This window comes from Pseudomonas sp. 22490, from assembly GCF_052044465.1.
GTDB classification, from domain to species: domain Bacteria; phylum Pseudomonadota; class Gammaproteobacteria; order Pseudomonadales; family Pseudomonadaceae; genus Pseudomonas; species Pseudomonas aeruginosa.
Map to the genome: position 1 here is coordinate 58,822 of NZ_JBQENS010000010.1, position 25,079 is coordinate 83,900.

The following is a 25,079-nucleotide window of genomic DNA, read 5'->3' on the forward strand; positions in this document are numbered from 1 at the left end:
TAACCATGGCTAAGGTATTCGCGATCGCCAACCAGAAAGGCGGTGTCGGCAAGACCACGACCTGTATCAACCTCGCGGCCTCCCTCGTGGCGACCAAGCGCCGCGTCCTCCTGCTGGACCTGGATCCCCAGGGCAACGCCACCACCGGCAGCGGCATCGACAAGCACAACCTGGAGCACTCCATCTACGACGTGCTCACCGGCGAGTGCAACCTCGCCGAGGCCATGCAGTTCTCCGAACACGGCGGCTACCAGTTGCTGCCGGCCAACCGCGACCTGACCGCCGCGGAAGTGGTGCTGCTGGAAATGGACATGAAGGAAAATCGCCTGCGCAACGCGCTGGCGCCGATCCGCGAGAACTACGACTACATCCTCATCGACTGCCCGCCGTCGCTGTCGATGCTCACCGTCAACGCGCTGACCGCCGCCGACGGCGTGATCATCCCCATGCAGTGCGAGTACTACGCGCTGGAGGGGCTGACCGACCTGATGAACAGCATCCAGCGCATCGGCCAGTTGCTCAACCCGACGCTGAAGATCGAGGGTCTGTTGCGGACCATGTACGATCCGCGCATCAGCCTGACCAACGATGTCTCCGCGCAGTTGCAGGAGCATTTCGGCGACACCCTCTACAGCACCGTCATCCCGCGTAACGTGCGCCTCGCCGAAGCCCCCAGCTTCGGCATGCCGGCGCTGGTTTACGACAAGCAATCCCGCGGCGCCATCGCCTACCTGGCGCTGGCCGGCGAGCTGGTCCGCCGCCAGCGCGCCAAAGGCCGCGCCGCAACCGCATAAGGAACCCGCATGGCAGCCAAGAAACGTGGACTGGGACGCGGGCTCGATGCCCTGCTGGGCGGCTCGAGTCCCGCCAAACTGCAGGAGGAAGCCGTACAGGCCGACCGCCGCGAGTTGCAGCAGATCCCCCTCGACCTGATGCAGCGCGGCAAGTACCAGCCGCGTCGCGACATGGACCCTCAGGCGCTGGAGGAACTGGCGCAGTCGATCAAGGCCCAGGGCGTGATGCAGCCCATCGTGGTGCGGCCGATCGCCAATGGCCGCTACGAGATCATTGCCGGCGAGCGGCGCTGGCGGGCCAGCCAGCAGGCCGGACTGGAAAAGATCCCGGCGCTGGTGCGCGACGTGCCGGACGAAGCGGCCATCGCCATGGCGCTGATCGAGAACATCCAGCGCGAGGACCTCAACCCGATCGAGGAAGCCGCTGCCCTGCAGCGCTTGCAGCAGGAGTTCCAGCTGACCCAGCAGCAGGTCGCGGAAGCGGTCGGCAAGTCGCGCGCGACCATTACCAACCTGCTGCGCCTGATCGGCCTGCCGGAAGAGATCAAGACCCTGCTTTCCCATGGCGACCTGGAGATGGGCCATGCCCGTGCGCTCCTCGGTCTGCCGGCAGAACGGCAGGTGGAAGGGGCGCGACATGTTGTCGCACATGGGCTGACCGTACGTCAGACCGAAGCCCTGGTTCGGCAGTGGACGCATGCCCCGGGCAAGCCTGCGGGACCGGTCAAGAGCGACCCGGACATCGCCCGCCTGGAACAGCGCCTGGCCGAGCGCCTGGGCGCTTCGGTGCAGATCCGGCATGGTCAGAAGGGCAAGGGACAGTTGGTCATCCGCTACAGCTCCCTGGATGAACTGCAGGGCGTTCTCGCCCACATCCGTTGACACACTTTGGGTTGTAGCGGGTAGTCGGAAATCACTACCAGCCAGTTGAACAGGGGGGACTCCCCCCCTATACTCTGCGCGCTATTTTGTGGGCACTTTTTATGCCAAGTCGTTGATTTGGCAGTGCCGACACCAGAAGACTGAGAGCGCGATGGAGTCCCGCATGCCAAGTCGCCTGCCGGCATTCAGATTGCTGCTCGTCCAACTGGTAGTAGTGCTTGTTGCTGCGATCTCCCTGTGGATTTCTTGGGGACCGGTAGCCGGATATTCCGGACTGCTGGGAGGGATGATCGCCTGGTTGCCGAATTATTATTTCGCCTACAAGGCGTTCCGTTTCAGCGGAGCGCGGGCTGCCCGGGAAATCGTTCGCTCTTTCTATGCGGGCGAAGCCGGGAAACTGATTCTGACGGCGGTGCTCTTCGCACTGACGTTCGCAGGCGTGAAGCCACTGATGGCGCCGGCTCTGTTCGGTGTCTATCTGCTGACCCTGATGGTCAGCTGGTGCGCACCCCTGCTGATGGGAAAAACATTTACAAGACCTTAGAGCGATTGAGGCAAACATGGCAGCAGAAACCGCTTCGGGTTACATCCAGCACCACTTGCAGAACCTGACCTTCGGGCGTCTGCCTAATGGTGATTGGGGGTTCGCCCACACCGCCGAGCAAGCCAAGGAAATGGGCTTCTGGGCATTCCACGTAGACACCCTGGGCTGGTCGGTACTGCTCGGCGTGGTGTTCCTGTTCATCTTCCGCCTGGCGGCCAAGAAGGCCACCAGCGGCCAGCCGGGTGGACTGCAGAACTTCGTCGAGGTGATGGTCGAGTTCGTCGACACCAGCGTCAAGGACACCTTCCACGGGCGTAACCCGTTGATCGCGCCCCTGGCCCTGACCGTGTTCGTCTGGATCTTCCTGCTCAACCTGATCGACCTGGTACCGGTGGACTACCTGCCGATGCTGGCCGCGAAGATCACCGGCGACGAGCACCTGTTCTTCCGCGCGGTGGCCACCACCGACCCGAACGCCACCCTCGGCCTGTCGATCTCGGTGTTCGCCCTGATCGTCTTTTACAGCATCAAGGTCAAGGGCATCGGCGGCTTCCTCGGTGAACTGACCCTGCACCCCTTCAGCAGCAAGAACATCGTCGTTCAGATCCTGCTGATTCCGGTGAACTTCCTGCTCGAGTTCGTGACCCTGATCGCCAAGCCGGTTTCGCTGGCGCTGCGTCTGTTCGGCAACATGTATGCCGGCGAACTGATCTTCATTCTGATCGCCGTCATGTTCGGTAGCGGAATGTTCCTGCTGAGTGCCCTGGGCGTAGCCCTGAACTGGGCGTGGGCTGTGTTCCACATCCTGATCATCACCCTGCAGGCCTTCATCTTCATGATGCTGACCATCGTCTACCTGTCGATGGCGCACGAAGACAACCATTAATCGATTCGCTTCAACCTTTAACCAACACGACAAAAAGTCGGGAGGAAAAATGGAAACTGTAGTTGGACTGACTGCTATCGCCGTTGCTCTGCTGATTGGCCTGGGTGCCCTGGGTACCGCCATCGGTTTCGGTCTGCTGGGTGGCAAGTTCCTGGAAGGCGCAGCTCGTCAGCCTGAAATGGTTCCGATGCTGCAGGTGAAAATGTTCATCGTCGCCGGCCTGCTGGACGCCGTGACCATGATCGGTGTGGGTATCGCCCTGTTCTTCACCTTCGCGAATCCCTTCGTTGGTCAAATCGCCGGCTAATCACTCGAATCATTCGATTTGAGTGTTTGACGGACAACGAACGAGCGAGGTGTTGGCGTGAACATTAATGCAACCCTGATTGGCCAGTCCGTTGCGTTCTTCATCTTTGTGCTGTTCTGCATGAAGTTCGTGTGGCCTCCGGTCATCGCGGCTCTGCAAGAGCGTCAGAAGAAGATCGCTGACGGCCTGGACGCTGCCAACCGCGCGGCTCGTGATCTGGAGCTGGCTCATGAGAAAGCGGGCCAGCAACTGCGCGAAGCCAAGGCTCAGGCAGCCGAAATCGTCGAACAGGCGAAGAAACGCGCTAACCAGATCGTCGATGAAGCCCGCGACCAGGCCCGTACCGAAGGCGAACGCCTGAAGGCCCAGGCCCAAGCGGAAATCGAACAGGAACTGAACAGCGTCAAGGACGCCCTGCGTGCCCAAGTGGGTGCCCTGGCCGTCACCGGCGCAGAGAAGATCCTGGGTGCTTCGATCGACGCAAACGCGCACGAGCAGCTGGTTTCCAAACTGGCAGCCGAGATCTAAGCGAGGGCGCTATGGCAGAACTGACCACGTTGGCTCGTCCCTACGCAAAGGCGGCTTTCGAGTACGCCCAGGCTCATCAGCAACTGGCCGATTGGTCGGCTGCGCTGGGTGTGCTGGCCGCAGTGTCGCAGGACGACACCGTGCGCCAGCTGCTCAAAGAGCCTCAGCTGACCTCTTCGGCCAAGGCCCAGAGCCTGATCGATGTGTGCGGCGACAAGCTGAATGCACCAGCCCAGAACTTCGTCCGGACTGTGGCTGAGAACAAGCGGCTCGAACTGCTGCCGACCATCGCTGAGATGTACGAGCAGTTGAAGGCCGAGCAGGAAAAGTCGGTCGAGGTAGAAGTCACCAGTGCCTTCACCTTGAGCAAAGAACAGCAGGACAAACTCGCCAAGGCTCTCAGCGCCCGGCTCAGTCGCGAAGTGCGGCTACATGCGTCGGAAGACGCGAGCCTGATCGGCGGCGTGATCATTCGCGCCGGTGACTTGGTAATCGATGGCTCGGTGCGCGGCAAGCTCGCGAAACTGGCCGAAGCGTTGAAATCTTGAGTTTGAAGGGGCAGCGGCATGCAGCAACTCAATCCTTCCGAAATTAGTGAAATCATCAAGGGGCGCATCGAGAAACTCGACGTCGCCTCCCAAGCACGAAACGAAGGCACCATCGTTAGCGTGTCCGACGGTATCGTGCGCATCTACGGTCTGGCCGACGTCATGTACGGCGAGATGATCGAGTTCCCGGGCGGCGTCTACGGTATGGCGCTGAACCTGGAGCAGGATTCCGTGGGTGCCGTGGTCCTGGGTGAATACCAGGGCCTCGCCGAAGGCATGAACGCCAAGTGCACCGGGCGCATCCTGGAGGTTCCGGTCGGTCCGGAACTGCTGGGTCGCGTAGTCGACGCACTGGGCAATCCGATCGACGGCAAGGGTCCGATCGACGCCAAGGCCACCGACGCGGTCGAGAAGGTCGCTCCGGGCGTGATCTGGCGTAAGTCGGTAGACCAGCCGGTACAGACCGGCTACAAGTCGGTCGACGCCATGATCCCGGTAGGCCGTGGCCAGCGCGAGCTGATCATCGGCGACCGCCAGATCGGCAAGACCGCCCTCGCGGTCGACGCCATCATCAACCAGAAAGACAGCGGTATTAAGTGCGTCTACGTGGCCATCGGCCAGAAGCAGTCCACTATCGCCAACGTCGTACGCAAGCTGGAAGAGAACGGTGCCCTGGCCAACACCATCGTGGTCGCCGCCAGCGCTTCCGAGTCCGCCGCCCTGCAATACCTGGCGCCGTACTCCGGTTGCACCATGGGCGAATACTTCCGCGATCGCGGTGAAGACGCCCTGATCGTCTACGACGACCTGTCCAAGCAGGCCGTGGCTTATCGCCAGATCTCCCTGCTGCTGCGCCGTCCGCCGGGCCGCGAAGCCTACCCGGGCGACGTGTTCTATCTCCACAGCCGTCTGCTGGAGCGCGCTTCCCGCGTTTCCGAAGAGTATGTCGAGAAGTTCACCAACGGCGCCGTGACCGGCAAGACCGGCTCGCTGACCGCGCTGCCGATCATCGAGACCCAGGCCGGCGACGTTTCCGCGTTCGTTCCGACCAACGTGATCTCGATCACCGACGGCCAGATCTTCCTGGAATCCGCCATGTTCAACTCGGGTATCCGTCCGGCCGTCAACGCCGGTATCTCGGTATCCCGCGTAGGTGGCGCGGCCCAGACCAAGATCATCAAGAAGCTGTCCGGCGGCATCCGTACCGCTCTGGCCCAGTACCGTGAACTGGCGGCCTTCGCCCAGTTCGCCTCGGACCTGGACGAAGCGACCCGCAAGCAGCTGGAGCATGGTCAGCGCGTTACCGAGCTGATGAAGCAGAAGCAGTACGCGCCGATGTCGATCGCCGAGATGTCGCTGTCCCTGTATGCCGCCGAGCGTGGCTTCCTGCAGGACGTCGAAATCGCCAAGGTCGGTAGCTTCGAGCAGGCGTTGATCTCCTACTTCCAGCGCGAGCATGCCGCTCTGCTGGCGAAGATCAACGAGAAAGGTGACTTCAACGACGAAATCGACGCGGGCATCAAGGCCGGCATCGAGAAGTTCAAGGCCACCCAAACCTGGTAAGCCGCAGCGGGAGCCGTGAGGCTCCCGCCTGCTAACCCGATAGGTGTCAAATGGCAGGCGCAAAAGAGATTCGCAGCAAGATTGCGAGCATCAAAAGCACGCAAAAGATCACCAATGCCATGGAAAAAGTGGCGGTGAGCAAGATGCGCAAGGCACAAATGCGCATGGCGGCCGGCCGTCCCTACGCGGAGCGTATTCGCCAGGTGATCGGCCATCTGGCCAACGCCAACCCGGAATACCGTCACCCGTTCATGGTCGAGCGTGAAGTCAAGCGCGTCGGCTACATCGTGGTGAGCAGTGACCGTGGTCTGTGCGGCGGTCTGAACATCAACCTGTTCAAGTCCCTCGTCAAGGACATGAGCGGCTACCGCGAGCAAGGGGCGGAAATCGACCTTTGCGTGATCGGTAGCAAGGGCGCTTCGTTCTTCCGCAGTTTCGGCGGCAACGTCGTGGCAGCTATCAGCCACCTCGGCGAAGAGCCTTCGATCAACGACCTGATCGGCAGTGTCAAGGTGATGCTCGACGCATACCTCGAAGGCCGTATCGATCGCCTGTTCGTGGTCTCCAACAAGTTCGTCAACACCATGACCCAGAAGCCGACCGTGGAACAGCTGATTCCGCTGGTGGCCGATGACGATCAGGAGCTGAAGCACCACTGGGACTATCTCTACGAACCCGACGCCAAGTCGCTCCTCGACGGGCTGCTGGTGCGTTACGTGGAATCCCAGGTGTACCAGGCCGTGGTTGAGAACAACGCCTGTGAGCAGGCGGCCCGGATGATTGCAATGAAGAACGCTACCGACAACGCCGGCGAGCTGATCAGCGATTTGCAGCTGATCTACAACAAGGCGCGTCAGGCGGCGATCACCCAGGAAATCTCGGAAATCGTCGGCGGCGCTGCCGCGGTGTAAGAACAGGTTCAAAATTCAGAGGAACCAGACATGAGTAGCGGACGTATCGTTCAAATCATCGGCGCCGTGATCGACGTGGAATTCCCGCGCGATGCCGTGCCGAGCATCTATGAAGCCCTGAAGGTTCAGGGCGTTGAAACCACCCTGGAAGTCCAGCAGCAGCTGGGCGACGGCGTGGTTCGTTCCATTGCGATGGGTTCCACCGAAGGCCTCAAGCGTGGCCTGAACGTGGACAGCACTGGTGCTGCCATCTCCGTGCCGGTCGGTAAAGCGACCCTGGGCCGGATCATGGACGTACTGGGCAACCCGATCGACGAAGCCGGTCCCATCGGCGAAGAAGAGCGCTGGGGCATCCACCGCGAAGCTCCGTCCTATGCCGACCAGGCTGGCGGCAACGAGCTGCTGGAAACCGGCATCAAGGTGATCGACCTGGTCTGCCCGTTCGCCAAGGGCGGCAAGGTAGGCCTGTTCGGCGGCGCCGGCGTGGGCAAGACCGTCAACATGATGGAACTGATCCGTAACATCGCCATCGAGCACAGCGGTTATTCCGTGTTCGCGGGTGTGGGCGAGCGTACTCGTGAGGGTAACGACTTCTACCACGAGATGAAGGACTCCAACGTACTGGACAAGGTAGCCCTGGTATACGGCCAGATGAACGAGCCGCCGGGCAACCGTCTGCGCGTCGCACTGACCGGCCTGACCATGGCCGAGAAGTTCCGTGACGAAGGCCGTGACGTTCTGTTGTTCATCGACAACATCTACCGTTACACCCTCGCCGGTACCGAAGTGTCCGCACTGCTGGGCCGTATGCCGTCCGCGGTGGGCTATCAGCCGACCCTGGCCGAAGAGATGGGCGTTCTGCAGGAACGCATCACCTCCACCAAGAAAGGTTCGATCACCTCGATCCAGGCCGTATACGTTCCCGCGGACGACCTCACCGACCCGTCCCCGGCGACCACCTTCGCCCACCTGGACGCGACCGTCGTACTGTCCCGTGACATCGCCTCGCTGGGTATCTACCCCGCGGTCGACCCGCTGGACTCGACCTCCCGTCAGCTCGATCCGCTGGTGATCGGCCAGGATCACTACGACACCGCTCGCGGCGTCCAGTATGTTCTGCAGCGCTACAAGGAGCTGAAGGACATCATCGCGATCCTGGGCATGGACGAACTGTCCGAAGCCGACAAGCTGCTGGTGGCGCGCGCTCGTAAGATCCAGCGCTTCCTGTCCCAGCCGTTCTTCGTAGCGGAAGTCTTCACCGGCTCGCCGGGCAAGTACGTTTCCCTGAAGGACACCATCGCTGGCTTCAAGGGCATTCTCAACGGCGACTACGATCACCTGCCGGAGCAGGCGTTCTACATGGTCGGCGGTATCGAAGAAGCAGTCGAGAAAGCCAAAAAACTGTAATCCTGTGCGCCCGGCGACGGGCGCTCATGTGAGGCAAGCGTATGGCCATAACAGTCCATTGCGACATCGTCAGCGCCGAGGCGGAGATCTTCTCCGGCCTGGTCGAGATGGTTATCGCGCACGGCGCTCTGGGTGACCTGGGTATCGCCCCGGGCCACGCGCCGCTGATCACCGACCTGAAACCGGGCCCTATCCGCCTGGTCAAGCAGGGCGGCGAGCAGGAGGTGTACTACATCTCCGGCGGTTTCCTCGAAGTCCAGCCGAACATGGTCAAGGTCCTCGCCGACACCGTGGTTCGTGCCGGCGACCTCGACGAAGCGGCCGCCCAGGAAGCCCTGAAGGCTGCCGAAAAGGCGCTGCAGGGCAAGGGCGCCGAGTTCGACTACAGCGCCGCTGCCGCGCGTCTGGCCGAAGCCGCAGCCCAGCTGCGCACCGTCCAGCAACTGCGCAAGAAGTTCGGCGGCTGATTTCCAGCCGGTACTTCTAGCGGTGTCAGGGAAAAGGGTAGCCTGTGGGCTACCCTTTTTTCGTTTTGCATCTTCACTCACAGGTTTTGCCTGTGACCACCAGGAACGGTAGTCCAGTCCATGTCCCTTGAAATCGTGATTCTCGCCGCCGGCCAGGGCACCCGCATGCGTTCGGCCCTGCCCAAGGTCCTCCATCCCATTGCCGGCAAGCCGATGCTCGGCCACGTCATCGACTGCGCGCGCCAGTTGCAGCCGGAACGGATCCACGTGGTGATCGGCCACGGCGCGGATCTGGTGCGTGAGCGGATGGCCGCCGACGACCTGAATTTCGTGCTCCAGGCCGAACAGCTCGGTACGGGCCATGCGGTGGCCCAGGCCCTGCCGTTCCTCAGTGCAGACCAGGTGCTGATCCTCTACGGCGACGTGCCGCTGATCCAGCTGGACACCTTGCAGCGCCTGCTGGCGCAAGTCACCCCGGACCAGTTGTCGCTGCTCACCGTCGACATGCTCGACCCCACCGGCTACGGCCGCATCGTCCGTGACGACCAGGGCGCGGTGCAGGCCATCGTCGAGCACAAGGACGCGACCCCGGCGCAGCGCCAGATCGGCGAGATCAACACCGGCATCCTCGCGGTGCCGGGCAAGCGCCTTGCCGACTGGCTCGGCCGCCTGTCCAACGACAACGCCCAGGGCGAGTACTACCTGACCGACGTGATCGCCATGGCGGTCGGCGACGGCCTGGTGGTAGCCAGCGCCCAACCGCTGGACGCGATGGAAGTGCAGGGCGTCAATGACCGCATGCAACAGGCCCAGCTGGAGCGTCACTACCAGCGCCTGCGCGCGGAGGAGCTGATGCGCCAGGGCGTGACCCTGCTCGATCCGCAGCGCCTGGATGTCCGTGGCGAAATCTCGGTCGGCCGCGACGTGCTGATCGACGTCAACGTGGTGCTGGAAGGCCGCGTGGTGATCGAGGACGACGTGCGCATCGGACCGAACTGCGTGATTCGCGACAGCGTCCTGCGGCGTGGCGCGGTGATCAAGGCCAACAGCCACCTGGAAGGCGCGGAGCTGGGCGAGGGTAGCGATGCCGGTCCGTTCGCCCGCCTGCGTCCGGGCAGCGTGCTCGGCGCTCGGGCCCATGTCGGCAACTTCGTCGAACTGAAGAATGCCCGCCTGGGCGAGGGCAGCAAGGCCGGCCACCTGAGCTACCTGGGCGATGCCGAGCTGGGCGCCAACTGCAACATCGGCGCCGGCACCATCACCTGCAACTACGATGGCGCGAACAAATTCCGTACCGAGCTGGGCGACGATGTGTTCATCGGCTCGAACAACTCGCTGGTGGCGCCGCTGAAGATCGGCGATGGCGCGACGACCGCGGCCGGCTCCACCATCACCCATGAGGTTCCGGCGAAGAACCTGGCCTTCGGCCGCGCCCGGCAGAAGAACCTGGAAAACTGGAAGCGCCCGGAAAAAATCAAGAAGTAACGGAGCGGCACGGATGCCGAAGCCTGCGAAATGGATCGTGCTGGGGCTGCTCATAGCCTGGGCGGTGCTGCCCGAATGGCCGCGGATACCCGTCGAAGGCGCCAGTGCCCGCGACTGGAATCCGCGAACCTTCTGGTTCGAGCCCTGGGGGCGCTCCGGAGTGCACAAGGGCATCGACATCTTCGCCCGCAGCGGCACCCCCGTACGCTCCGCCAGCTACGGCCTGGTGCTCTATCGCGGGGAGATCGCCCTCGGCGGCAAGGTCGTCCTGGTGCTGGCGCCCAAGTGGCGCCTGCATTACTACGCCCATCTCGATAGCCTCGACACCTATCCGGGCCAGCCGGTCCTCGCCGGTTCCCGCCTGGGTGCGGTCGGAACCACCGGCAACGCGCGCGGCAAGCCGGCCCACCTGCACTACGCGATCATCACCTTGCTGCCCTATCCCTGGCTGGCCGACGCCAGCACCCAGGGTTGGAAGAAAATGTTCTACCTCGATCCCAATACGGTGCTGCCGAGCCGATGAAAAGTCATTGACGGGAATCGCCGGATAAGTTTTGATTCGCACACTTTTCTTTCGAAACGAAACTTAAGTGATCTCGAAACGTAATACGCCGCAACGTCGCCATGCCATCCTCGCGCTGCTTTCCGAGCAGGGCGAGGTCAGCGTGGACGCACTCGCCAAGCGCTTTTCCACCTCGGAAGTGACCATCCGCAAGGACCTCGCCGCCATGGAAAGCCACGGCCTGCTGTTGCGTCGCTACGGCGGTGCGGTGCCAATGCCGCAGGAACTGATCGGCGAAGCCGCACAGCCCGTCTCGCCCTACAAGCAGGCTATCGGTCGCGCCGCCGCGGCGCGCATCCGCGAGCATGCGCGGATCATCATCGACAGTGGCAGCACCACCGCGGCGATGATCCCCGAGCTTGGGCACAAGCCGGGCCTGGTGGTGATGACCAACTCGCTGAACGTGGTCAACGCCCTGCGCGAACTGGAGCACGAGCCGGTGCTGCTGATGACCGGGGGGACCTGGGATCCGCATTCCGAGTCGTTCCAGGGGCAGGTTGCCGAGCAGGTGCTGCGTTCCTATGACTTCGACCAACTATTCATCGGTGCCGACGGCATTGATCTCGAACGCGGGACGACCACGTTCAACGAATTGCTGGGCCTGAGCCGGGTGATGGCCGAGGTCGCCCGCGAGGTGATCGTCATGGCCGAGGCCGACAAGGTCGGTCGGCGCATTCCCAACCAGGAATTGCCCTGGAGCAGCATCCATACCCTGATTACCGACGAGCGCCTGGAACCTTCCGCGCGCGAACAGATAACCGCCCGGGGTGTCACGCTGATCTGCGCCCCGGTCGAGCCCTGAAAGGAGAAAGACCCCATGTGTGGAATCGTAGGCGCGATCGCCGAGCGCAACATCACCCCCATCCTTATCGAAGGCCTCAAGCGCCTCGAGTATCGCGGCTACGACAGCGCCGGCGTGGCGGTCTTCGATAACGAAGGCAGGCTGCAGCGCTGCCGCCGGGTCGGCAAGGTCGCCAGCCTGGAGGAAGGCCTGGCCGGTACGCCGCTGCTCGGCCGCCTGGGCATCGCCCATACCCGCTGGGCGACCCACGGCGCGCCAACCGAAGGCAACGCCCACCCGCATTTCTCCAGCGACGAACTGGCGGTGGTGCACAACGGCATCATCGAGAACCACGAACCTCTCCGTGAGCGGCTCAAGGGCCTGGGCTACGTGTTCACCTCGCAGACCGACACCGAGGTCATCGTCCACCTGCTGCACCACAAGCTACAGTCCATCGGCGACCTGACCCTGGCGCTGAAGGACGCGGTCAAGGAATTGCACGGGGCCTATGGCCTGGCAGTGATCAGCGCGGCGCAGCCGGACCGCATCGTCGCCGCCCGCAGCGGCAGCCCGCTGGTGATCGGCCTCGGGCTTGGCGAGAACTTCCTCGCTTCCGACCAACTGGCGCTGCGCCAGGTGACCGACCGCTTCATCTACCTGGAAGAAGGCGATATCGCCGAGATCCGTCGCGACAGCGTGCGCCTGTGGGATGTCCAGGGCAACGACGTGCAGCGCGAGACCGTGCAGTACCACGAAGGCGCCGAAGCCGCCGACAAGGGCGAGTACCGGCACTTCATGCTCAAGGAAATCCACGAGCAGCCCAGCGTCGTGCAGCGCACCCTGGAAGGCCGCCTCGGGCAGAACCAGGTAATGGTGGAAAGCTTCGGCCCGCAGGCGGCGGAGCTGTTCGCCAAGGTTCGCAACGTGCAGATCGTCGCCTGCGGTACCAGCTACCACGCCGGCATGGTCGCCCGTTACTGGCTGGAAAGCCTGACCGGGATTCCCTGCCAGGTGGAGGTCGCCAGCGAGTTCCGCTACCGCAAGGTCGCGGTGCAGCCGGATTGCCTGTTCGTCACCATCTCCCAGTCCGGTGAGACCGCCGACACCCTGGCTGCCCTGCGCAACGCCAAGGAGCTGGGCTTCCTCTCCAGCGTGGCGATCTGCAACGTTGCCACCAGTTCGCTGGTGCGCGAATCCGACCTGACCCTGCTGACCCAGGCCGGCCCGGAAATCGGCGTGGCCTCGACCAAGGCCTTCACCACCCAGTTGGTCGCCCTGCTGCTGCTGACCCTGGGCATCGGCCAGGTGCAGAAGCGCCTGGCCGATGGCGTCGAAGCCGAGCTGGTGGACGAACTGCGTCGCCTGCCGACCCGGCTGGGCGAGGCGCTGGCGATGAACCGGACGGTGGAGAAGGTTTCCGAGCTGTTCGCCGAGAAGCACCACACCCTGTTCCTCGGCCGTGGCGCGCAGTTCCCGGTGGCCCTGGAAGGCGCGCTGAAGCTCAAGGAAATTTCCTATATCCATGCCGAAGCCTACCCGGCCGGCGAACTCAAGCATGGCCCGCTGGCGCTGGTGGACAGCGACATGCCGGTGGTTACCGTGGCGCCGAACAACGAGCTGGTGGAGAAGCTCAAGTCGAACCTGCAGGAAGTCCGCGCCCGCGGCGGCGAACTGGTGGTGTTCGCCGACGAAGGCGCGGGCATCGAGGCTGGCGAGGGCACCCATGTGGTGGGCATGCCGCACATCGGCGACGTGCTCTCGCCGATCCTCTACACCATCCCGTTGCAATTGCTCTCGTACCATGTCGCCGTGCTCAAGGGCACCGACGTCGACCAGCCGCGCAACCTGGCCAAGTCGGTCACCGTCGAGTAACGCCGGCCGCGTGCCCGAGAAGCCGGGGCAGGCATGCGGCCCCGGCGCTCGCCGTCAATCGCGCAACGGCAGCGCCTCGTCGCTCCTGCGGCTGGCGAACCAGTCCAGCACGGTGAGCCAGGCGCCGATCCCCAGGCCGATGCCCAATACCCACAGGGTGGCGGGCGGCCCCTTCAGCTCCAGCAGTCGCACAGCCAGGGGCACGCTGGCGAGAATGGCGATGTTGTTGAACGTCTCGGCGAACGACAGCACCATGCCCTTGTCCGGCCCGGAGCGCGAGGCGAGTACCACCGTGCCCGCCGGCGCGCCCAGGCCCAGCGCGGCGCCCCAGGCGCCCAGGCAGCAGAGCGCCACGGGTAACGGTAGCGGCAGGAGCATGAAGGTCGACATCGATAGCACCAGGAGCGCCAGCACCAGCAGGAGCATGTCTTCGTCGCGCTTCAGGTAGCGCCGCAGGTAACCCGCGGCGAGGTTGCCCACGGCCAGGCCCACGCCGAAGGCGGCGATGCTGATGCCTATCTGCGCGGTGCTGAAGCCGTAGCGCTGGCGCAGCACCTCTCCCGAGAGAAGCAGGCCGGCGACCCCGGTGCCGTTCCAGGCACCCTTGGCGATCAGTGGCCTGAGGATGCTCCATTGCCTGCACCAGCCCAGCGCGTGGCCCTCGGCGCGCGGTGCCACGGCTTGCACGGGAAGGCGCTGGCGCGCCATCAGGAAGACCAGCACGCAACCGCACGAGACCATCAGGAAGGGCGCCGCCCAGCCGAAGAAGTCCGAGAGGAGGCCGGCCAGTGCCGGGCCGGCGGCAATGCCGAGGGTCATGCCGAGCATCACCTGGCCCATGGCACCGGCCTGTCTTTGCGGGGCGACCACTTCCGCGACCAGGGCGAAGGTGGTTGGGATGATGATTGCCGAGGCGATGCCCCCGATTACCCGCAGGACGACGGCAATTTCCAGGGTCGGGGCGATGACGATGGCCAGAGTATCGACCGCGAAGAGGATCAGGGCGAGCAGCAGCAGCTTCCTGCGTTGCATGCGGTCGGAGAAGTAGCCCAGCAACGGCGCGGCGATCGCATAGGAGAACGCGTAGCTGGAGATCAGCCAGGCGGCGCCGCTGGTGGTGGTGTGGAACGCCTGCGCCAGCGGCCCGAGCATGGAGGACAGCATGAACTCGGTCACGCCGACGAAGAACACGGCCATCGACAGGGCCAGCAGGAACAGGCCGTCGAGCTTCTGTGAAGGCGGGGAAATTTTCTGGTTCATGATGTTCTCTTTGGCTGAATGAGCGGACGAACGACAAGGGGGCGCCGGCTCGCGGAGCCGGCGCCAGGGCTGAACCGCTCGGGCTATGGAGGGGATGGTTGTGTGGCTGGTGCGGGAACGGCGGGGAGAAAAGAAGGGAACGAAGCGAGATTCCGGGCGCCAGTGCACGATTTCATCGAAGAAGGCTTCGGAGTATCGCCGCAAGCGGAACCGCCCGGGCTTGGGAGCGCAGGAGAAACTACCCTATCGGAACGTTAGCCGAATTCTGCTCTCCTGCCGGATATCGCGACATTCGCCCCGGTTTGGTTCCCACTTTGGATTGATACTCGGACCAGACCATACCCGGCAACAGGTCAGCGGAACGGTTTCCAGAAGCGCTCCAGCGCCGCCGCCAGCAGTTCCGTATCGCCGCGCGAGTCGCCCCAGGCGCGTAGGGAGTATTGGGTCAGCGGACCGTAGTGCCGCTCCAGGCGGCAGACTTTCTCGTCGCGCCGGCAGTTGCGGCCGACGATCCTGCCGGTCAGTACGCCGTCTACCACTTCCAGCTCGGTGGCGATCAGGTGCACGCCGAGCTTCTCGGCGAACGGCCTGAGTAGCAGCGAAGGGGAGGCGGAACAGATGGTCACGGTGCTGCCGCTGCTGACCTGGTCGGCCACCGCGGTCAATGCGTGGGGACGCATCAGTGTTTCCCAGAAGCGGTTCTGGTAGGCCAGCGCCCGCTCTTCCAGCACATGTACGGGCACATCGGTGAGGAAGGTGGCGATCAGGCGCGCCTTCAGGTCGTCGCGGCCGATACGCCGGCAGAGATAGGCCAGGCTGGGTCCTGCCATGCGCAGCATGCGGCGGACGAACACTCGGTTGCCGAAGGCGAAGCGCAGGAAGGGCACGAAGCTGTCTCGGTATGTCAGCGTACCGTCGAAGTCGAACACGGAGAGAAAGCGTACTTCGCGTGTTTCGAGGGACACGGTCTCGTTCATCGGCGTTCCTTATATCGCTTCCTTTCCTTTGACACGGACTATGCGTCGTTCCGTTATTGCAGCAAGGGAAAGTTTGTATATCAAAACTGTCAATTATTCATAGGCAGACTGGCTGCTAACCTGAATCCGAGTGTTCAGGGGTTTTGCATCGATAGATAGGAGGCTAAGTAGCCGATAGCAAAACTCTATCAAGGTACTGGACTATAGTGATTCCGTCTTGTGACCAGGAGGTTTGGCATGATTGCACAGCTCCCCTCTGAGTTGCTGTCCCTGCAACTGCCGTTGCGGATCCGCATCGGCGATGCTCAGGCGTTCGATCTGGGGCCGGATCCACAGGTAACCATGGTCATTCGCGATCCCTCGCTGCTAACCGAGATCACCCATCCCAGCCTCGATGCGCTGGGCAAGGCCTACGTCGAGAAGCGTCTCGACATCGAAGGACCGATCAGCCAGGTCATCGGTATCGGCGATGCCCTCAGCGAAGCGCTCGGCGAACCCGATGGCGGCGCGCCGCCGGTTCGCGAAAGCCACGACAAGGACACCGACGCCGAAGCCATCCATTACCACTACGACCTGTCCAACGATTTCTACCAGCTCTGGCTGGATCCGGAAATGGTCTATTCCTGCGCTTATTTCGAGACCGGCAAGGAAGACCTCGCCACCGCGCAACTGGCCAAGCTCCGTCACCTGTGCCGCAAGCTGCGTTTGCAGCCGGGCGAGAAGCTGCTCGATGTCGGTTGCGGTTGGGGAGGGCTGGCGCGCCTGGCCGCTCGCGAGTTCGGCGTCGAGGTCACCGGCATCACATTGAGCAAGGAGCAGCTGGCGCTCGGCCGGGAGCGGGTCAAGGCCGAAGGCCTGGAGGACCGGGTCACCCTCAAGCTGCTGGATTACCGCGACCTGCCGCGCGATGGCCGCTTCGACAAGGTGGTCAGCGTCGGCATGTTCGAGCACGTCGGGCACGCCAACCTGGGGCTGTACTTCCAGCAACTGTACGATGCGGTGCGTCCCGGCGGCCTGGTGATGAACCACGGCATCACCTCGCGCTACACCGACGGCCGCCCGGTTGGCAAGGGGGCCGGCGACTTCATCGATCGCTACGTGTTTCCCCACGGCGAGCTGCCGCACCTGTCGCTGGCGGTGGCGCGGATGAGCGAAGCCGGGCTGGAAGTAGTCGACGTGGAAAGCCTGCGTCTGCACTACGCCCGGACCCTGGACTTCTGGAGCGCCAACCTGGAAGCCAGGCTGAAGGAGGCGGCTCGCCTGGTGCCCGAGGAAACCCTGCGGATCTGGCGGCTGTACCTGGCCGGATGCGCCTACGGCTTCAAGCGCGGCTGGATCAACCTGCACCAGATCCTCGCCATTCGCCCCCACGAGGATGGCTCCCACGAGCTGCCCTGGTCGCGGCGCGACCTGTACGCCTGAACGCCGGCGACCGGCTCCCTTGCGGAGCCGGTCGCGCAATCGGTCCTTGCTGATTGTCCTGCGTGGCGGGGCGGTCTAGTCTGCACGAAGTCCTGCGCGGTCGAAGGAAGCCGGGACGCTTCCGCGACAGCGCGACAACAACGATAAGAACAGGAGACTTCCCATGTCGCTGAGCAGACGCTTCGGTCTTTTCACGCTTGCCGCAACGGTGACCTTCAGTACCGCGGTCTTTGCCGCTCCGACCTTCATCAATATCCTCACCGGCGGCACCAGCGGGGTCTATTACCCCATAGGGGTCGGCCTCTCGCAGATCTACGGACACGATATCCAGGGCGCGAAAACCTCGGTGCAGGCCACCAAGGCTTCGGTCGAGAACCTCAACCTGTTGCAGGCCGGGCGTGGAGAACTGGCGCTGGCGCTGGGCGACTCGGTCGCCGACGCCTGGAACGGGGTCGCCGACGCCGGCTTCAAGGCGCCGTTGAAGAAGCTGCGGGCTATCGGCAATACCTATCCGAACTATATCCAGGTAGTGGCCAGCCAAGCCTCGGGCATCATGACCCTGGCCGACCTGAAAGGCAAGCGCATTTCGGTGGGCGCGCCCAAGAGCGGTACCGAGCTGAACGCCCGGGCGATCTTCAAGGCCGCCGGCCTGAGCTACGAGGACATGGGCAAGGTGGAGTACCTGCCCTACGCCGAGTCGGTGGAGCTGATCAAGAACCGCCAGCTCGACGCTACGCTGCAATCCTCCGGCCTGGGCATGGCGGCCATCCGCGACCTGGCCTCGACCATGCCGATCACCTTCGTCGCGATCCCGGCGGACGTGGTGGCGAAGATCGACAGCCCGGCCTACCACGCCGCGAGCATTCCCGCCGGCACCTACGACGGCCAGGAGCAGGACGTGCCGACGGTGGCGATCGACAATATCCTGGTCAGCCACTCCGGGGTCAGCGACGAGCTGGCCTACCAGATGACCAAGCTGATGTTCGACAACCTGCCGCGCCTGGTCACCGCCCATGCTGCCGCCAAGGACATCGCCCTGGACAAGGCGGCGAAGAACCTGCCGATTCCGCTGCATCCCGGCGCCGAGCGCTTCTACAAGGAGAAGGGCGTACTGCCCGAGTGAGGCCCGTTTCTCCGTAGCCCCGGTCCGTGCGGCGGACCGGGTTCCCCGCGTTTCCGGCTGTAGGGAGTCGATGCATGAGCGATCATCAGAACGGGCTGCATCTTGAGGCGGAAAACTGGCCGCGCGCGTTGTTCGCCGTGGCCCTGGCCTTTTCCGTGTTCCAGGTCGTCACCGCGGCCTTTCCCCTGATTTCCACCCAGGTCCTGCGGGCAATGCACGTCGGACTGCTGTTGCTGGTGGTGTACATCAGCTATCCCGCCTTCGGCATAGGTCGCCCCTGGCAGCCGCTGGCCTGGTTGCTGGGCATGGCCGGCCTGGGCACGGCGGTCTACCAGTGGGTTTTCGAGGGCGACCTGATCCAGCGCTCCGGAGAGCTGACCCAGGCCGACATGGTCGTCGGCGTGGTGCTGATCGTCCTGGTCTTCGAGGCGGCGCGACGGGTGATGGGCATCGCCTTGCCGATCATCTGCGCGCTGTTTCTTGCCTATGGCCTGTTCGGCGAACACCTGCCGGGCGACCTGGCCCACCGCGGCTACGGCTTCGACCAGATCGTCAACCAGCTGTCGTTCGGTACCGAAGGTCTCTACGGCACGCCGACCTACGTATCGGCCACCTACATCTATCTGTTCATCCTGTTCGGCGCCTTCCTCGAGCAGGCCGGCATGATCCGCCTGTTCACCGATTTCGCCATGGGCCTGTTCGGTCACCGGGTCGGCGGGCCGGCCAAGGTCTCGGTATTCTCCTCGGCGCTGATGGGCACCATCACCGGCTCCGGCGTGGCCAACGTGGTCACCACCGGACAGTTCACCATCCCGCTGATGAAGCGTTTCGGCTACAAGCCGGCGTTCGCCGGCGGCGTCGAGGCGACCGCGAGCATGGGCAGCCAACTGATGCCGCCGGTGATGGGGGCGGTGGCGTTCATTATGGCCGAGACCATCAACGTCCCCTACGTGGAGATCGCCAAGGCGGCGCTGATCCCGGCCCTGCTGTATTTCGGCTCGGTGTACTGGATGGTCCACCTCGAGGCCCGCCGGGCCGATCTAAAGGGCCTGCCGCGCGATCAGTGTCCCAGCGCCTGGGGTGCCGTCCGCGAGCGCTGGTTCCTGCTGATTCCGTTGCTGGTGCTGATCGCGCTGCTGTTCTCCGGGCGCACGCCGCTGTTCTCCGGAACCATCGGCCTGGCGCTGACCGCCATCGTCATCCTCGGTTCGGCGATCATCCTGCGGGTGTCCTCGCTCGGCCTGCGCATCGCCTTCTGGGTGGCGCTGGGGCTGCTCTGCGCGGGGTTCTTCCGCCTCGGCATCGGGGTGATCTTCGTCGTGATCGCGGCCCTGGCCCTGGCCTGCTGGTTCGTCCGTGGCGGCCGGGAAACCCTGCGCATCTGCGTCCGCGCCCTCGCCGAAGGTGCGCGACATGCGATTCCGGTGGGCATCGCCTGCACCCTGGTGGGAGTCATCATCGGGGTGATTTCGCTGACCGGCATCGCCACCACCTTCGCCAGCTACGTGCTCGACCTGGGACGGGAGAACCTGCTGCTGTCGCTGGTCCTGACCATGGTCACCTGCCTGGTCCTGGGAATGGGCATCCCGACCATCCCCAACTACATCATCACCAGCTCCATCGCCGCGCCGGCGCTGCTGGAACTGGGGGTGCCGCTGATCGTCTCGCACATGTTCGTCTTCTACTTCGGCATCCTCGCCGACCTCACCCCTCCGGTGGCGCTGGCCTGTTTCGCGGCCGCGCCGATCGCCAAGGAAAGGGGATTGAAGATCAGCTTCTGGGCGGTGCGCATCGCCCTGGCGGGTTTCGTGGTGCCGTTCATGGCGGTGTATTCCCCGGCGCTGATGCTGCAGGAAGGCGGTTGGGGGGCGACGCTCTATGTCACCTGCAAGGCGGTGCTGGCCATCGGCCTGTGGGGCATGGCTTCCATCGGCTACCTGCAGGGGCCGCTGGCCTGGTGGGAGCGCCTGGTGGCGTTCGCCGCGGGGGCCAGCCTGGTCCTGGCCTTGCCGATCAGCGACGAGCTGGGCTTCGTCCTCGGCGCGCTGGTGATCGGCTGGCACCTCTGGCGCCAGCGTGCGCGCGAGGCGGTGGCGTGATCGCGCTGTGTCTGGGCATGGCCGGCAGCGTCTGGGCGACGCTGCCGCTGCAGTCGTTCACCCTGGCCTGGCAACACACGGTCGAGAAGGTGCTCTGGGAAGAAGACTATCGCCTGAGTGAGCGCGGCCTGCTGCTGGAAGAGGCCCGGGTGCGGGGCAGCGGGGCGGGGATGGAGATTCCCGAGGGCGCCGTGCTGCGTGACGGCGCCTGGCATTACCACCGTGGGGTGCCGCCGCTGCAACCGTTGCGGCTGGGGCGCACACCGGAGGCCGGCGACTACCGGATCTGCCGTCAGGGGCGCTGCGATGCGCTGGCGCGCTGGATCGGTCCGCCGGACCCTGAGCGCCCGGCGGTCGAACTCTGGGCGTGTCCGATACGGGACCCGAGCGACTGAACGTCCTGTGGATAACCCTGAGACGCCAGTCCACATCCATAAAAACGACGAAGCCGGAGCTGCTTCCGGTCATAAGGAAAACGTCCATGCGTAGCTGTATATCAGTCTTCCGGCCGGCCCTGCTGGCACTGTTCGTCTCGGCAAGCGGCTCGGCCGGCGCCGACGCGGCTGTGGAAAACCCGCGGATCGGCCGTGCCGCCGATCTCTATGAACTGATCCCGGAATACCAGCCGGACACCTACCGGAACATGGACAAGGTCTATCCGACCCGGGTTATCCACAAGGGGACCAAGGTCCGTCCGCTGCCGGCGGGTGTGGCCATCGCGCCGCGCTACCGGATCGGCGGCGAGGAATACGGCGTCGACGATTTCATGCGGCGCAACCGCGTTGGCGGGGTGCTGGTCCTCAAGGATGGCAAGGTCGCCCTGGAGCGCTACGGCCTGGGCAACGACGAACGCACGCGCTGGACCTCGTTCTCGGTGGTCAAGTCGATCTCCTCGACCCTGGTGGGCGCCGCCGTGCAGCAGGGCCTGCTGGCTCTCGACCAGCCTGTGGACAAGTACCTGCCGAGCCTGGCCGGCTCCGCCTACCAGGGGGTGACGGTGGAGCAGGTCCTGCAGATGAGTTCCGGGGTCCGCTGGAACGAGACCTATCGCGATCCGAAGTCCGACCGCCGGCAGATGTTCGACGCCCAGCTCGCCGAACGTCCCGGTGGCATCCTGCGGCTGCTGGCGAGCCTGCCGCGGCAGTACCCGAGCGGTACCCACTTCACCTACAGCACCGGCGAGTCGCATCTGCAGAGCGAGCTGCTGCACGCGGCGACCCGCATTCCGGTGAGCGACTACCTGTCCGAGCGGATCTGGGCGCGAATGGGCATGGAGAGCGACGGCTTCTGGCAACTGGAATCGCCGGCCGGGCAAGAGATCGGCAGCAGCGGCTTGAGCGCGACCCTGCGCGACTATGGCCGCTTCGGCCAGTTCGTCCTCGAGGACGGGGTGATCGATGGCGAACGTATCCTCCCCGAAGGTTGGGTCGATCGTGCCAGTCGCGTCGAGGCTACTTCCCACCTGGCCCCGGGCAAGCTCTACGATGGCGAATACGCGCTCGGCTACGGCTACCAGTGGTGGACCTTCCCGGTGGGCGCCAAGGCCCTGCCCGAGCATGACGGCGGGGCCTTCGAAGCCCAGGGCATCTTCGGCCAGTACCTCTACATCAACCGCAAGGAGAAGATCGTGGCGGTGGTCTGGAGCGCCTGGCCGAAGCCGGAGATGGACGATCGCGAGGAGGAGACCTATGCCTTCCTTGGCGCGGCGGTGAAAGCCCTGCGCTAGGGCCGTGGGCTAACGGATATCCACAGCAGGCTGTGGACAAGACTTCAGCGGGAAAACCGCAGGGGCAGTCCCTGGCAATCGTCGGACAGGCGTCCCGCGTGCCAGGCGAGTTGCCCGGAGACGATGGTGGTATCGATCCGATGGTGGAATGCCCGGTGGCGGAACGGCGTCCAGTTGCAGCGCGACAGCAGCGGCATGGCGCTGGCCAGCGCCGGGTGCTCCAGTTCGCTGACCAGCACCAGGTCGGCCCAGTAACCTTCGCGGAGGAAACCGCGATCGGCGATGGCGAACAGTTCGGCGACCCGGTGGCTGGTCTTCGCCACCAGGGTGGCAAGCGACAGCCAGCCTTCGCGGACCAGCTCCAGGAGTGCCGGCAACGCATGCTGGACCAGTGGCAGGCCGGCCGGCGCCTGTGGATAAGCCTGCTGCTTCTCGGCCCAGGCGTGCGGCGCGTGGTCGGTGCCGATCACGTCCAGGCGGTTGCCGGCCAGCGCCCTGCGCAGGGCGTCGCGGTCCTCGCGGCTCTTGATCGCCGGGTTGCACTTGAGCAGATGGCCGAGGCGGGCGTAGTCGCTGTCGTCGAACAGCAGATGGTGGACGCAGACTTCCGCGGTGATGCGTTTCTGGCACAGCGGCTTGTCCTCGAACAGGGCCAGTTCACGCGCTGTGGATAAGTGCAGGACATGCAGCAGCGTGCCATGTCGTTGCGCCAGTTCCACCGCCAGGGCGGTGGAACGGTAGCAAGCCTCGGCGTCGCGAATGCGCGGGTGGGCGGCTGCCGGAATACGTTCACCGAAGCGTTGTCGCCAGCGCGCCAGGTTGGCTTCGATCCGCGGCGTGTCTTCGCAATGGCTCAGCAGCAGGGTCGGAACGCTGGCGAACAGGCGCTCCAGGGTCGGCAGGTCGTCCACCAGCATGTCGCCGGTGGAGGCGCCCATGAACACCTTCACCGCGGCGACCTCGCGTGGATCGAGGGCGGCCACGGTGTCGAGGTTGTCGCGGCTGACGCCGAAGTGGAAACCGTAGTTGGCCACGCTATGGGCGGCGGCGAGGCGCTTCTTTTCCGCCAGCGCTTCGAGGCTCAGCGTCGCCGGGCGGGTATTGGGCATGTCCATGAAACTGGTGATGCCGCCCGCCACGGCGGCGCGGGATTCGCTGGCGATCGAGCCCTTCTGTGGATAACCCGGCTCGCGGAAGTGCACCTGGTCGTCGATCATTCCCGGCAGCAGGTAGCGTCCGGCGGCATCGATCTCCCGGCTGGCGCCGCAGTTTTCCAGGCAGCCGGCGATGCGTTCGATGCGACCGTGGCGGACCAGCAGATCGCCTTCGCGTACCTGCCCCTCGTTGACCATCCGGGCATTGCGGATCAGCAGGCTTCGCATGTTCAGAACTCGTTCTGCAGCGACTTGTAGCCGCGTACCAGGTCGACGTTGGTGCGCGCCACGTCTTCCGAGAACTCGCTGGCGGAAACGCTGACCCGCGGCATGCTCGCCAGGTCGGTGCGCGGACCGATGCGCTCGGTGGACGGTACGTAGAAACCCGCTGGCAGGTCGCAGCCGTCGACCACCGCGTTGTGGCGGACCACGCAGCCATCGCCGACCCGGCAGTTGAACAGCACGCTGTTGAAGCCGATGAAGACCCGGTCGCCGACTTCGCAAGGACCGTGGACGATGGAGCGGTGGGCGATGGAGCTGTGCTCGCCGATGGTCACCGCGGCACCCGACTTGGAATGGATCACCACGCCGTCCTGGATGTTCGAGTTGGCGCCGATCACGATCGGTTGCATGCCGCCGTCGGCGTCGACTTCGTCGGCACGGATCACTGCGTAGGGACCGACGAAGACGTTGGCCTGGATGATCACCTTGCCGCAGATGATCGCGGTCTTGTCCACATAGGCCGATTCGTCGATCACCGGCAGGTCGCCGGAGGGATTCTTGCGGATCATGCTGCACCTCGCTGCCAATGGCTTTCGGCGACGGCGTCATGGGCATGCAGGCTTTCCGCATGGACGACCCGTATGGAGAACCGGCTCGCCTGTGGATAGCCCTGCAGGGCGCGGTGCAGCCGGCGCACCGCGTCCTCGCAGAACATCAGGTTCTGCCCGTTGGCGAGGGCGAAGGCCTGCTCGTCGGCGCGTTTCACCGCAGTCTGCACCGCGGTGCCGAGGGCGCTTTCGCCGAGATCCGCCAGCTCTTCCAGGGGCAGTCCGATGCAGTCTTCCGCCAGGCCGATGCGCAGGTGCGCGCTGCTGCGCTGGCTGTGCGGGGTGGCGACGATGCCGGCGCTGCTGCCGAGCCACGCAAGCACGCTGGCATGATCGAGCGGCTGTCCGGCGAAGTCCTGGTCGAAGCGCTCCTGGATCAATTGCCGGGCCAGTGCCGCCGAACAGGGGCAGGTTGAGGAGTAGGTCAGCTCGAGATGGACTTCGGCCTGGAAGTCATCGCCTTCCAGGCGCGTGTCCAGCACCAGTGGATAACGTTTCCAGCCGCTCAGCGGGCTGACCAGCGCCGGACGCCGCAGCAGCGGCGCGAGGCGTAGGCGCAGGTAGGCGCGACGCGACAGGCCGGCGTGGCTGGCGAGGAAGCGTTGCAGGACGGCGCGCAGGCAGGAAAGGTCCAGCTCGCCCTGTTCCAGTTCGGCCAGCGCCAGGTAGAGGCGCGACATATGGATGCCGCGGGCCTGCGGGTCGTCCAGGCTGACACCGGCATCGGCTTCGGCGGCGACCCTCTGCCCGCCGATCTGCACGGGAAGGGCGATGCCCTGCATGCCGACCCAGTCCAGGGGAAGATCGGCGGTGGTGGTCTGGCGGGCGATATCGGGAAGCGTCAAGGCATTCATGGAGAACTCGAAGAAGGGCAGGCAAGGCCTGGAAATGGTTTGAATGTTATAATATAACGTATTAGCTAATGCCGACCCTTGCAATCGGGTATTTCGT

General features: G+C 64.4%; 25 protein-coding genes. 20 read left to right on the forward strand and 5 right to left on the reverse strand.

The annotated features are described in order from the left end of the window. The first annotated feature begins 5 nt into the window (after positions 1-5). The 15 genes from soj (at position 6) to glmS (ending at position 13,537) form a co-directional block, all read left to right on the forward strand. The gene (gene soj, locus ACTJJX_RS13275; RefSeq protein WP_003097243.1) at positions 6-794 is read left to right on the forward strand and encodes a chromosome partitioning protein Soj; all 789 of its coding nucleotides are present in this window, start codon (positions 6-8) and stop codon (positions 792-794) included. A gap of 9 nt (positions 795-803) precedes the next feature. Continuing rightward, complete coding sequence (locus ACTJJX_RS13280) at positions 804-1,676, forward strand: ParB/RepB/Spo0J family partition protein (RefSeq protein ID WP_003100240.1); 873 nt, start codon at positions 804-806, stop codon at positions 1,674-1,676. 163 nt (positions 1,677-1,839) lie between these two features. Further along, positions 1,840-2,220: a F0F1 ATP synthase subunit I gene (locus ACTJJX_RS13285; RefSeq protein ID WP_016852298.1), complete on the forward strand. Its 381-nt coding sequence runs from the start codon at positions 1,840-1,842 to the stop codon at positions 2,218-2,220. Positions 2,221-2,236: 16 nt separating this feature from the next. Further along, a complete protein-coding gene (gene atpB / locus ACTJJX_RS13290) occupies positions 2,237-3,106 on the forward strand; it encodes a F0F1 ATP synthase subunit A (RefSeq protein ID WP_003100237.1) in 870 nt (289 codons plus the stop codon). A 49-nt stretch (positions 3,107-3,155) separates the two neighbouring features. Further along, positions 3,156-3,413, forward strand: a complete 258-nt coding sequence (atpE, locus tag ACTJJX_RS13295) for a F0F1 ATP synthase subunit C (protein WP_003097235.1) — start codon at positions 3,156-3,158, stop codon at positions 3,411-3,413. Positions 3,414-3,470: 57 nt separating this feature from the next. Continuing rightward, a complete protein-coding gene (locus ACTJJX_RS13300; RefSeq protein WP_003100235.1) occupies positions 3,471-3,941 on the forward strand; it encodes a F0F1 ATP synthase subunit B in 471 nt (156 codons plus the stop codon). Positions 3,942-3,952: 11 nt separating this feature from the next. Continuing rightward, the gene (locus ACTJJX_RS13305) at positions 3,953-4,489 is read left to right on the forward strand and encodes a F0F1 ATP synthase subunit delta (RefSeq protein ID WP_003097135.1); all 537 of its coding nucleotides are present in this window, start codon (positions 3,953-3,955) and stop codon (positions 4,487-4,489) included. A gap of 18 nt (positions 4,490-4,507) precedes the next feature. Next, positions 4,508-6,052: a F0F1 ATP synthase subunit alpha gene (atpA, locus tag ACTJJX_RS13310; protein ID WP_003097134.1), complete on the forward strand. Its 1,545-nt coding sequence runs from the start codon at positions 4,508-4,510 to the stop codon at positions 6,050-6,052. A 50-nt stretch (positions 6,053-6,102) separates the two neighbouring features. Next, complete coding sequence (gene atpG, locus ACTJJX_RS13315) at positions 6,103-6,963, forward strand: F0F1 ATP synthase subunit gamma (protein WP_003097132.1); 861 nt, start codon at positions 6,103-6,105, stop codon at positions 6,961-6,963. Positions 6,964-6,993: 30 nt separating this feature from the next. Continuing rightward, positions 6,994-8,370: a F0F1 ATP synthase subunit beta gene (atpD, locus tag ACTJJX_RS13320; protein WP_003097130.1), complete on the forward strand. Its 1,377-nt coding sequence runs from the start codon at positions 6,994-6,996 to the stop codon at positions 8,368-8,370. A gap of 41 nt (positions 8,371-8,411) precedes the next feature. Beyond that, on the forward strand, positions 8,412-8,837 hold the full coding sequence (locus ACTJJX_RS13325; RefSeq protein WP_003097128.1) for a F0F1 ATP synthase subunit epsilon: 426 nt from the start codon (positions 8,412-8,414) through the stop codon (positions 8,835-8,837). A 120-nt stretch (positions 8,838-8,957) separates the two neighbouring features. Continuing rightward, positions 8,958-10,322 carry a bifunctional UDP-N-acetylglucosamine diphosphorylase/glucosamine-1-phosphate N-acetyltransferase GlmU gene (gene glmU, locus ACTJJX_RS13330; protein ID WP_003114651.1) on the forward strand — a complete coding sequence of 455 codons (1,365 nt, stop codon included), beginning with the start codon at positions 8,958-8,960 and terminating at the stop codon, positions 10,320-10,322. A gap of 13 nt (positions 10,323-10,335) precedes the next feature. Further along, positions 10,336-10,845 carry a M23 family metallopeptidase gene (locus ACTJJX_RS13335; protein ID WP_003109146.1) on the forward strand — a complete coding sequence of 170 codons (510 nt, stop codon included), beginning with the start codon at positions 10,336-10,338 and terminating at the stop codon, positions 10,843-10,845. Between the two features lie 67 nt (positions 10,846-10,912). Continuing rightward, the gene (locus ACTJJX_RS13340; protein WP_003097123.1) at positions 10,913-11,686 is read left to right on the forward strand and encodes a DeoR/GlpR family DNA-binding transcription regulator; all 774 of its coding nucleotides are present in this window, start codon (positions 10,913-10,915) and stop codon (positions 11,684-11,686) included. A 15-nt stretch (positions 11,687-11,701) separates the two neighbouring features. Continuing rightward, positions 11,702-13,537, forward strand: a complete 1,836-nt coding sequence (gene glmS / locus ACTJJX_RS13345; RefSeq protein WP_003097120.1) for a glutamine--fructose-6-phosphate transaminase (isomerizing) — start codon at positions 11,702-11,704, stop codon at positions 13,535-13,537. A 54-nt stretch (positions 13,538-13,591) separates the two neighbouring features. On the opposite strand, the gene ACTJJX_RS13350 is transcribed toward glmS, so the two are convergent. Continuing rightward, a complete protein-coding gene (locus ACTJJX_RS13350; RefSeq protein ID WP_016852297.1) occupies positions 13,592-14,797 on the reverse strand; it encodes an MFS transporter in 1,206 nt (401 codons plus the stop codon). A gap of 353 nt (positions 14,798-15,150) precedes the next feature. Next, on the reverse strand, positions 15,151-15,774 hold the full coding sequence (locus ACTJJX_RS13355; protein WP_003097106.1) for an HAD-IB family phosphatase: 624 nt from the start codon (positions 15,772-15,774) through the stop codon (positions 15,151-15,153). A 237-nt stretch (positions 15,775-16,011) separates the two neighbouring features. Here ACTJJX_RS13355 and cfaB point away from each other — a divergent pair, with 237 nt between their 5' ends. The 5 genes from cfaB (at position 16,012) to ACTJJX_RS13380 (ending at position 22,144) form a co-directional block, all read left to right on the forward strand. Next, a complete protein-coding gene (gene cfaB, locus ACTJJX_RS13360; RefSeq protein WP_003099645.1) occupies positions 16,012-17,196 on the forward strand; it encodes a C17 cyclopropane fatty acid synthase CfaB in 1,185 nt (394 codons plus the stop codon). Between the two features lie 163 nt (positions 17,197-17,359). After that, positions 17,360-18,319 (forward strand): TAXI family TRAP transporter solute-binding subunit, encoded by a 960-nt coding sequence (locus ACTJJX_RS13365; protein WP_016852296.1) that lies wholly within the window; start codon positions 17,360-17,362, stop codon positions 18,317-18,319. A gap of 74 nt (positions 18,320-18,393) precedes the next feature. After that, positions 18,394-20,418, forward strand: coding sequence for a TRAP transporter permease (locus ACTJJX_RS13370; RefSeq protein WP_003099653.1), 2,025 nt, complete (start codon positions 18,394-18,396; stop codon positions 20,416-20,418). After that, positions 20,415-20,813 carry a DUF1850 domain-containing protein gene (locus ACTJJX_RS13375; RefSeq protein ID WP_003099655.1) on the forward strand — a complete coding sequence of 133 codons (399 nt, stop codon included), beginning with the start codon at positions 20,415-20,417 and terminating at the stop codon, positions 20,811-20,813. Before ACTJJX_RS13370 ends, ACTJJX_RS13375 begins: the two co-directional genes overlap by 4 nt. A gap of 86 nt (positions 20,814-20,899) precedes the next feature. After that, positions 20,900-22,144, forward strand: a complete 1,245-nt coding sequence (locus ACTJJX_RS13380) for a serine hydrolase domain-containing protein (protein WP_003458380.1) — start codon at positions 20,900-20,902, stop codon at positions 22,142-22,144. A 44-nt stretch (positions 22,145-22,188) separates the two neighbouring features. Here ACTJJX_RS13380 and ACTJJX_RS13385 read toward each other — a convergent pair whose 3' ends face one another. Genes ACTJJX_RS13385 through folE2 form a run of 3 tightly spaced genes read right to left on the reverse strand, consistent with a single transcriptional unit; the run spans position 22,189 to position 24,982 of the window. Continuing rightward, positions 22,189-23,526, reverse strand: coding sequence for a dihydroorotase (locus tag ACTJJX_RS13385; RefSeq protein WP_003122312.1), 1,338 nt, complete (start codon positions 23,524-23,526; stop codon positions 22,189-22,191). Positions 23,527-23,528: 2 nt separating this feature from the next. Next, complete coding sequence (locus ACTJJX_RS13390) at positions 23,529-24,089, reverse strand: gamma carbonic anhydrase family protein (RefSeq protein WP_003099663.1); 561 nt, start codon at positions 24,087-24,089, stop codon at positions 23,529-23,531. Then, complete coding sequence (folE2, locus tag ACTJJX_RS13395; RefSeq protein WP_015649889.1) at positions 24,086-24,982, reverse strand: GTP cyclohydrolase FolE2; 897 nt, start codon at positions 24,980-24,982, stop codon at positions 24,086-24,088. Before folE2 ends, ACTJJX_RS13390 begins: the two co-directional genes overlap by 4 nt. Between the last annotated feature and the right edge of the window lie 97 nt (positions 24,983-25,079).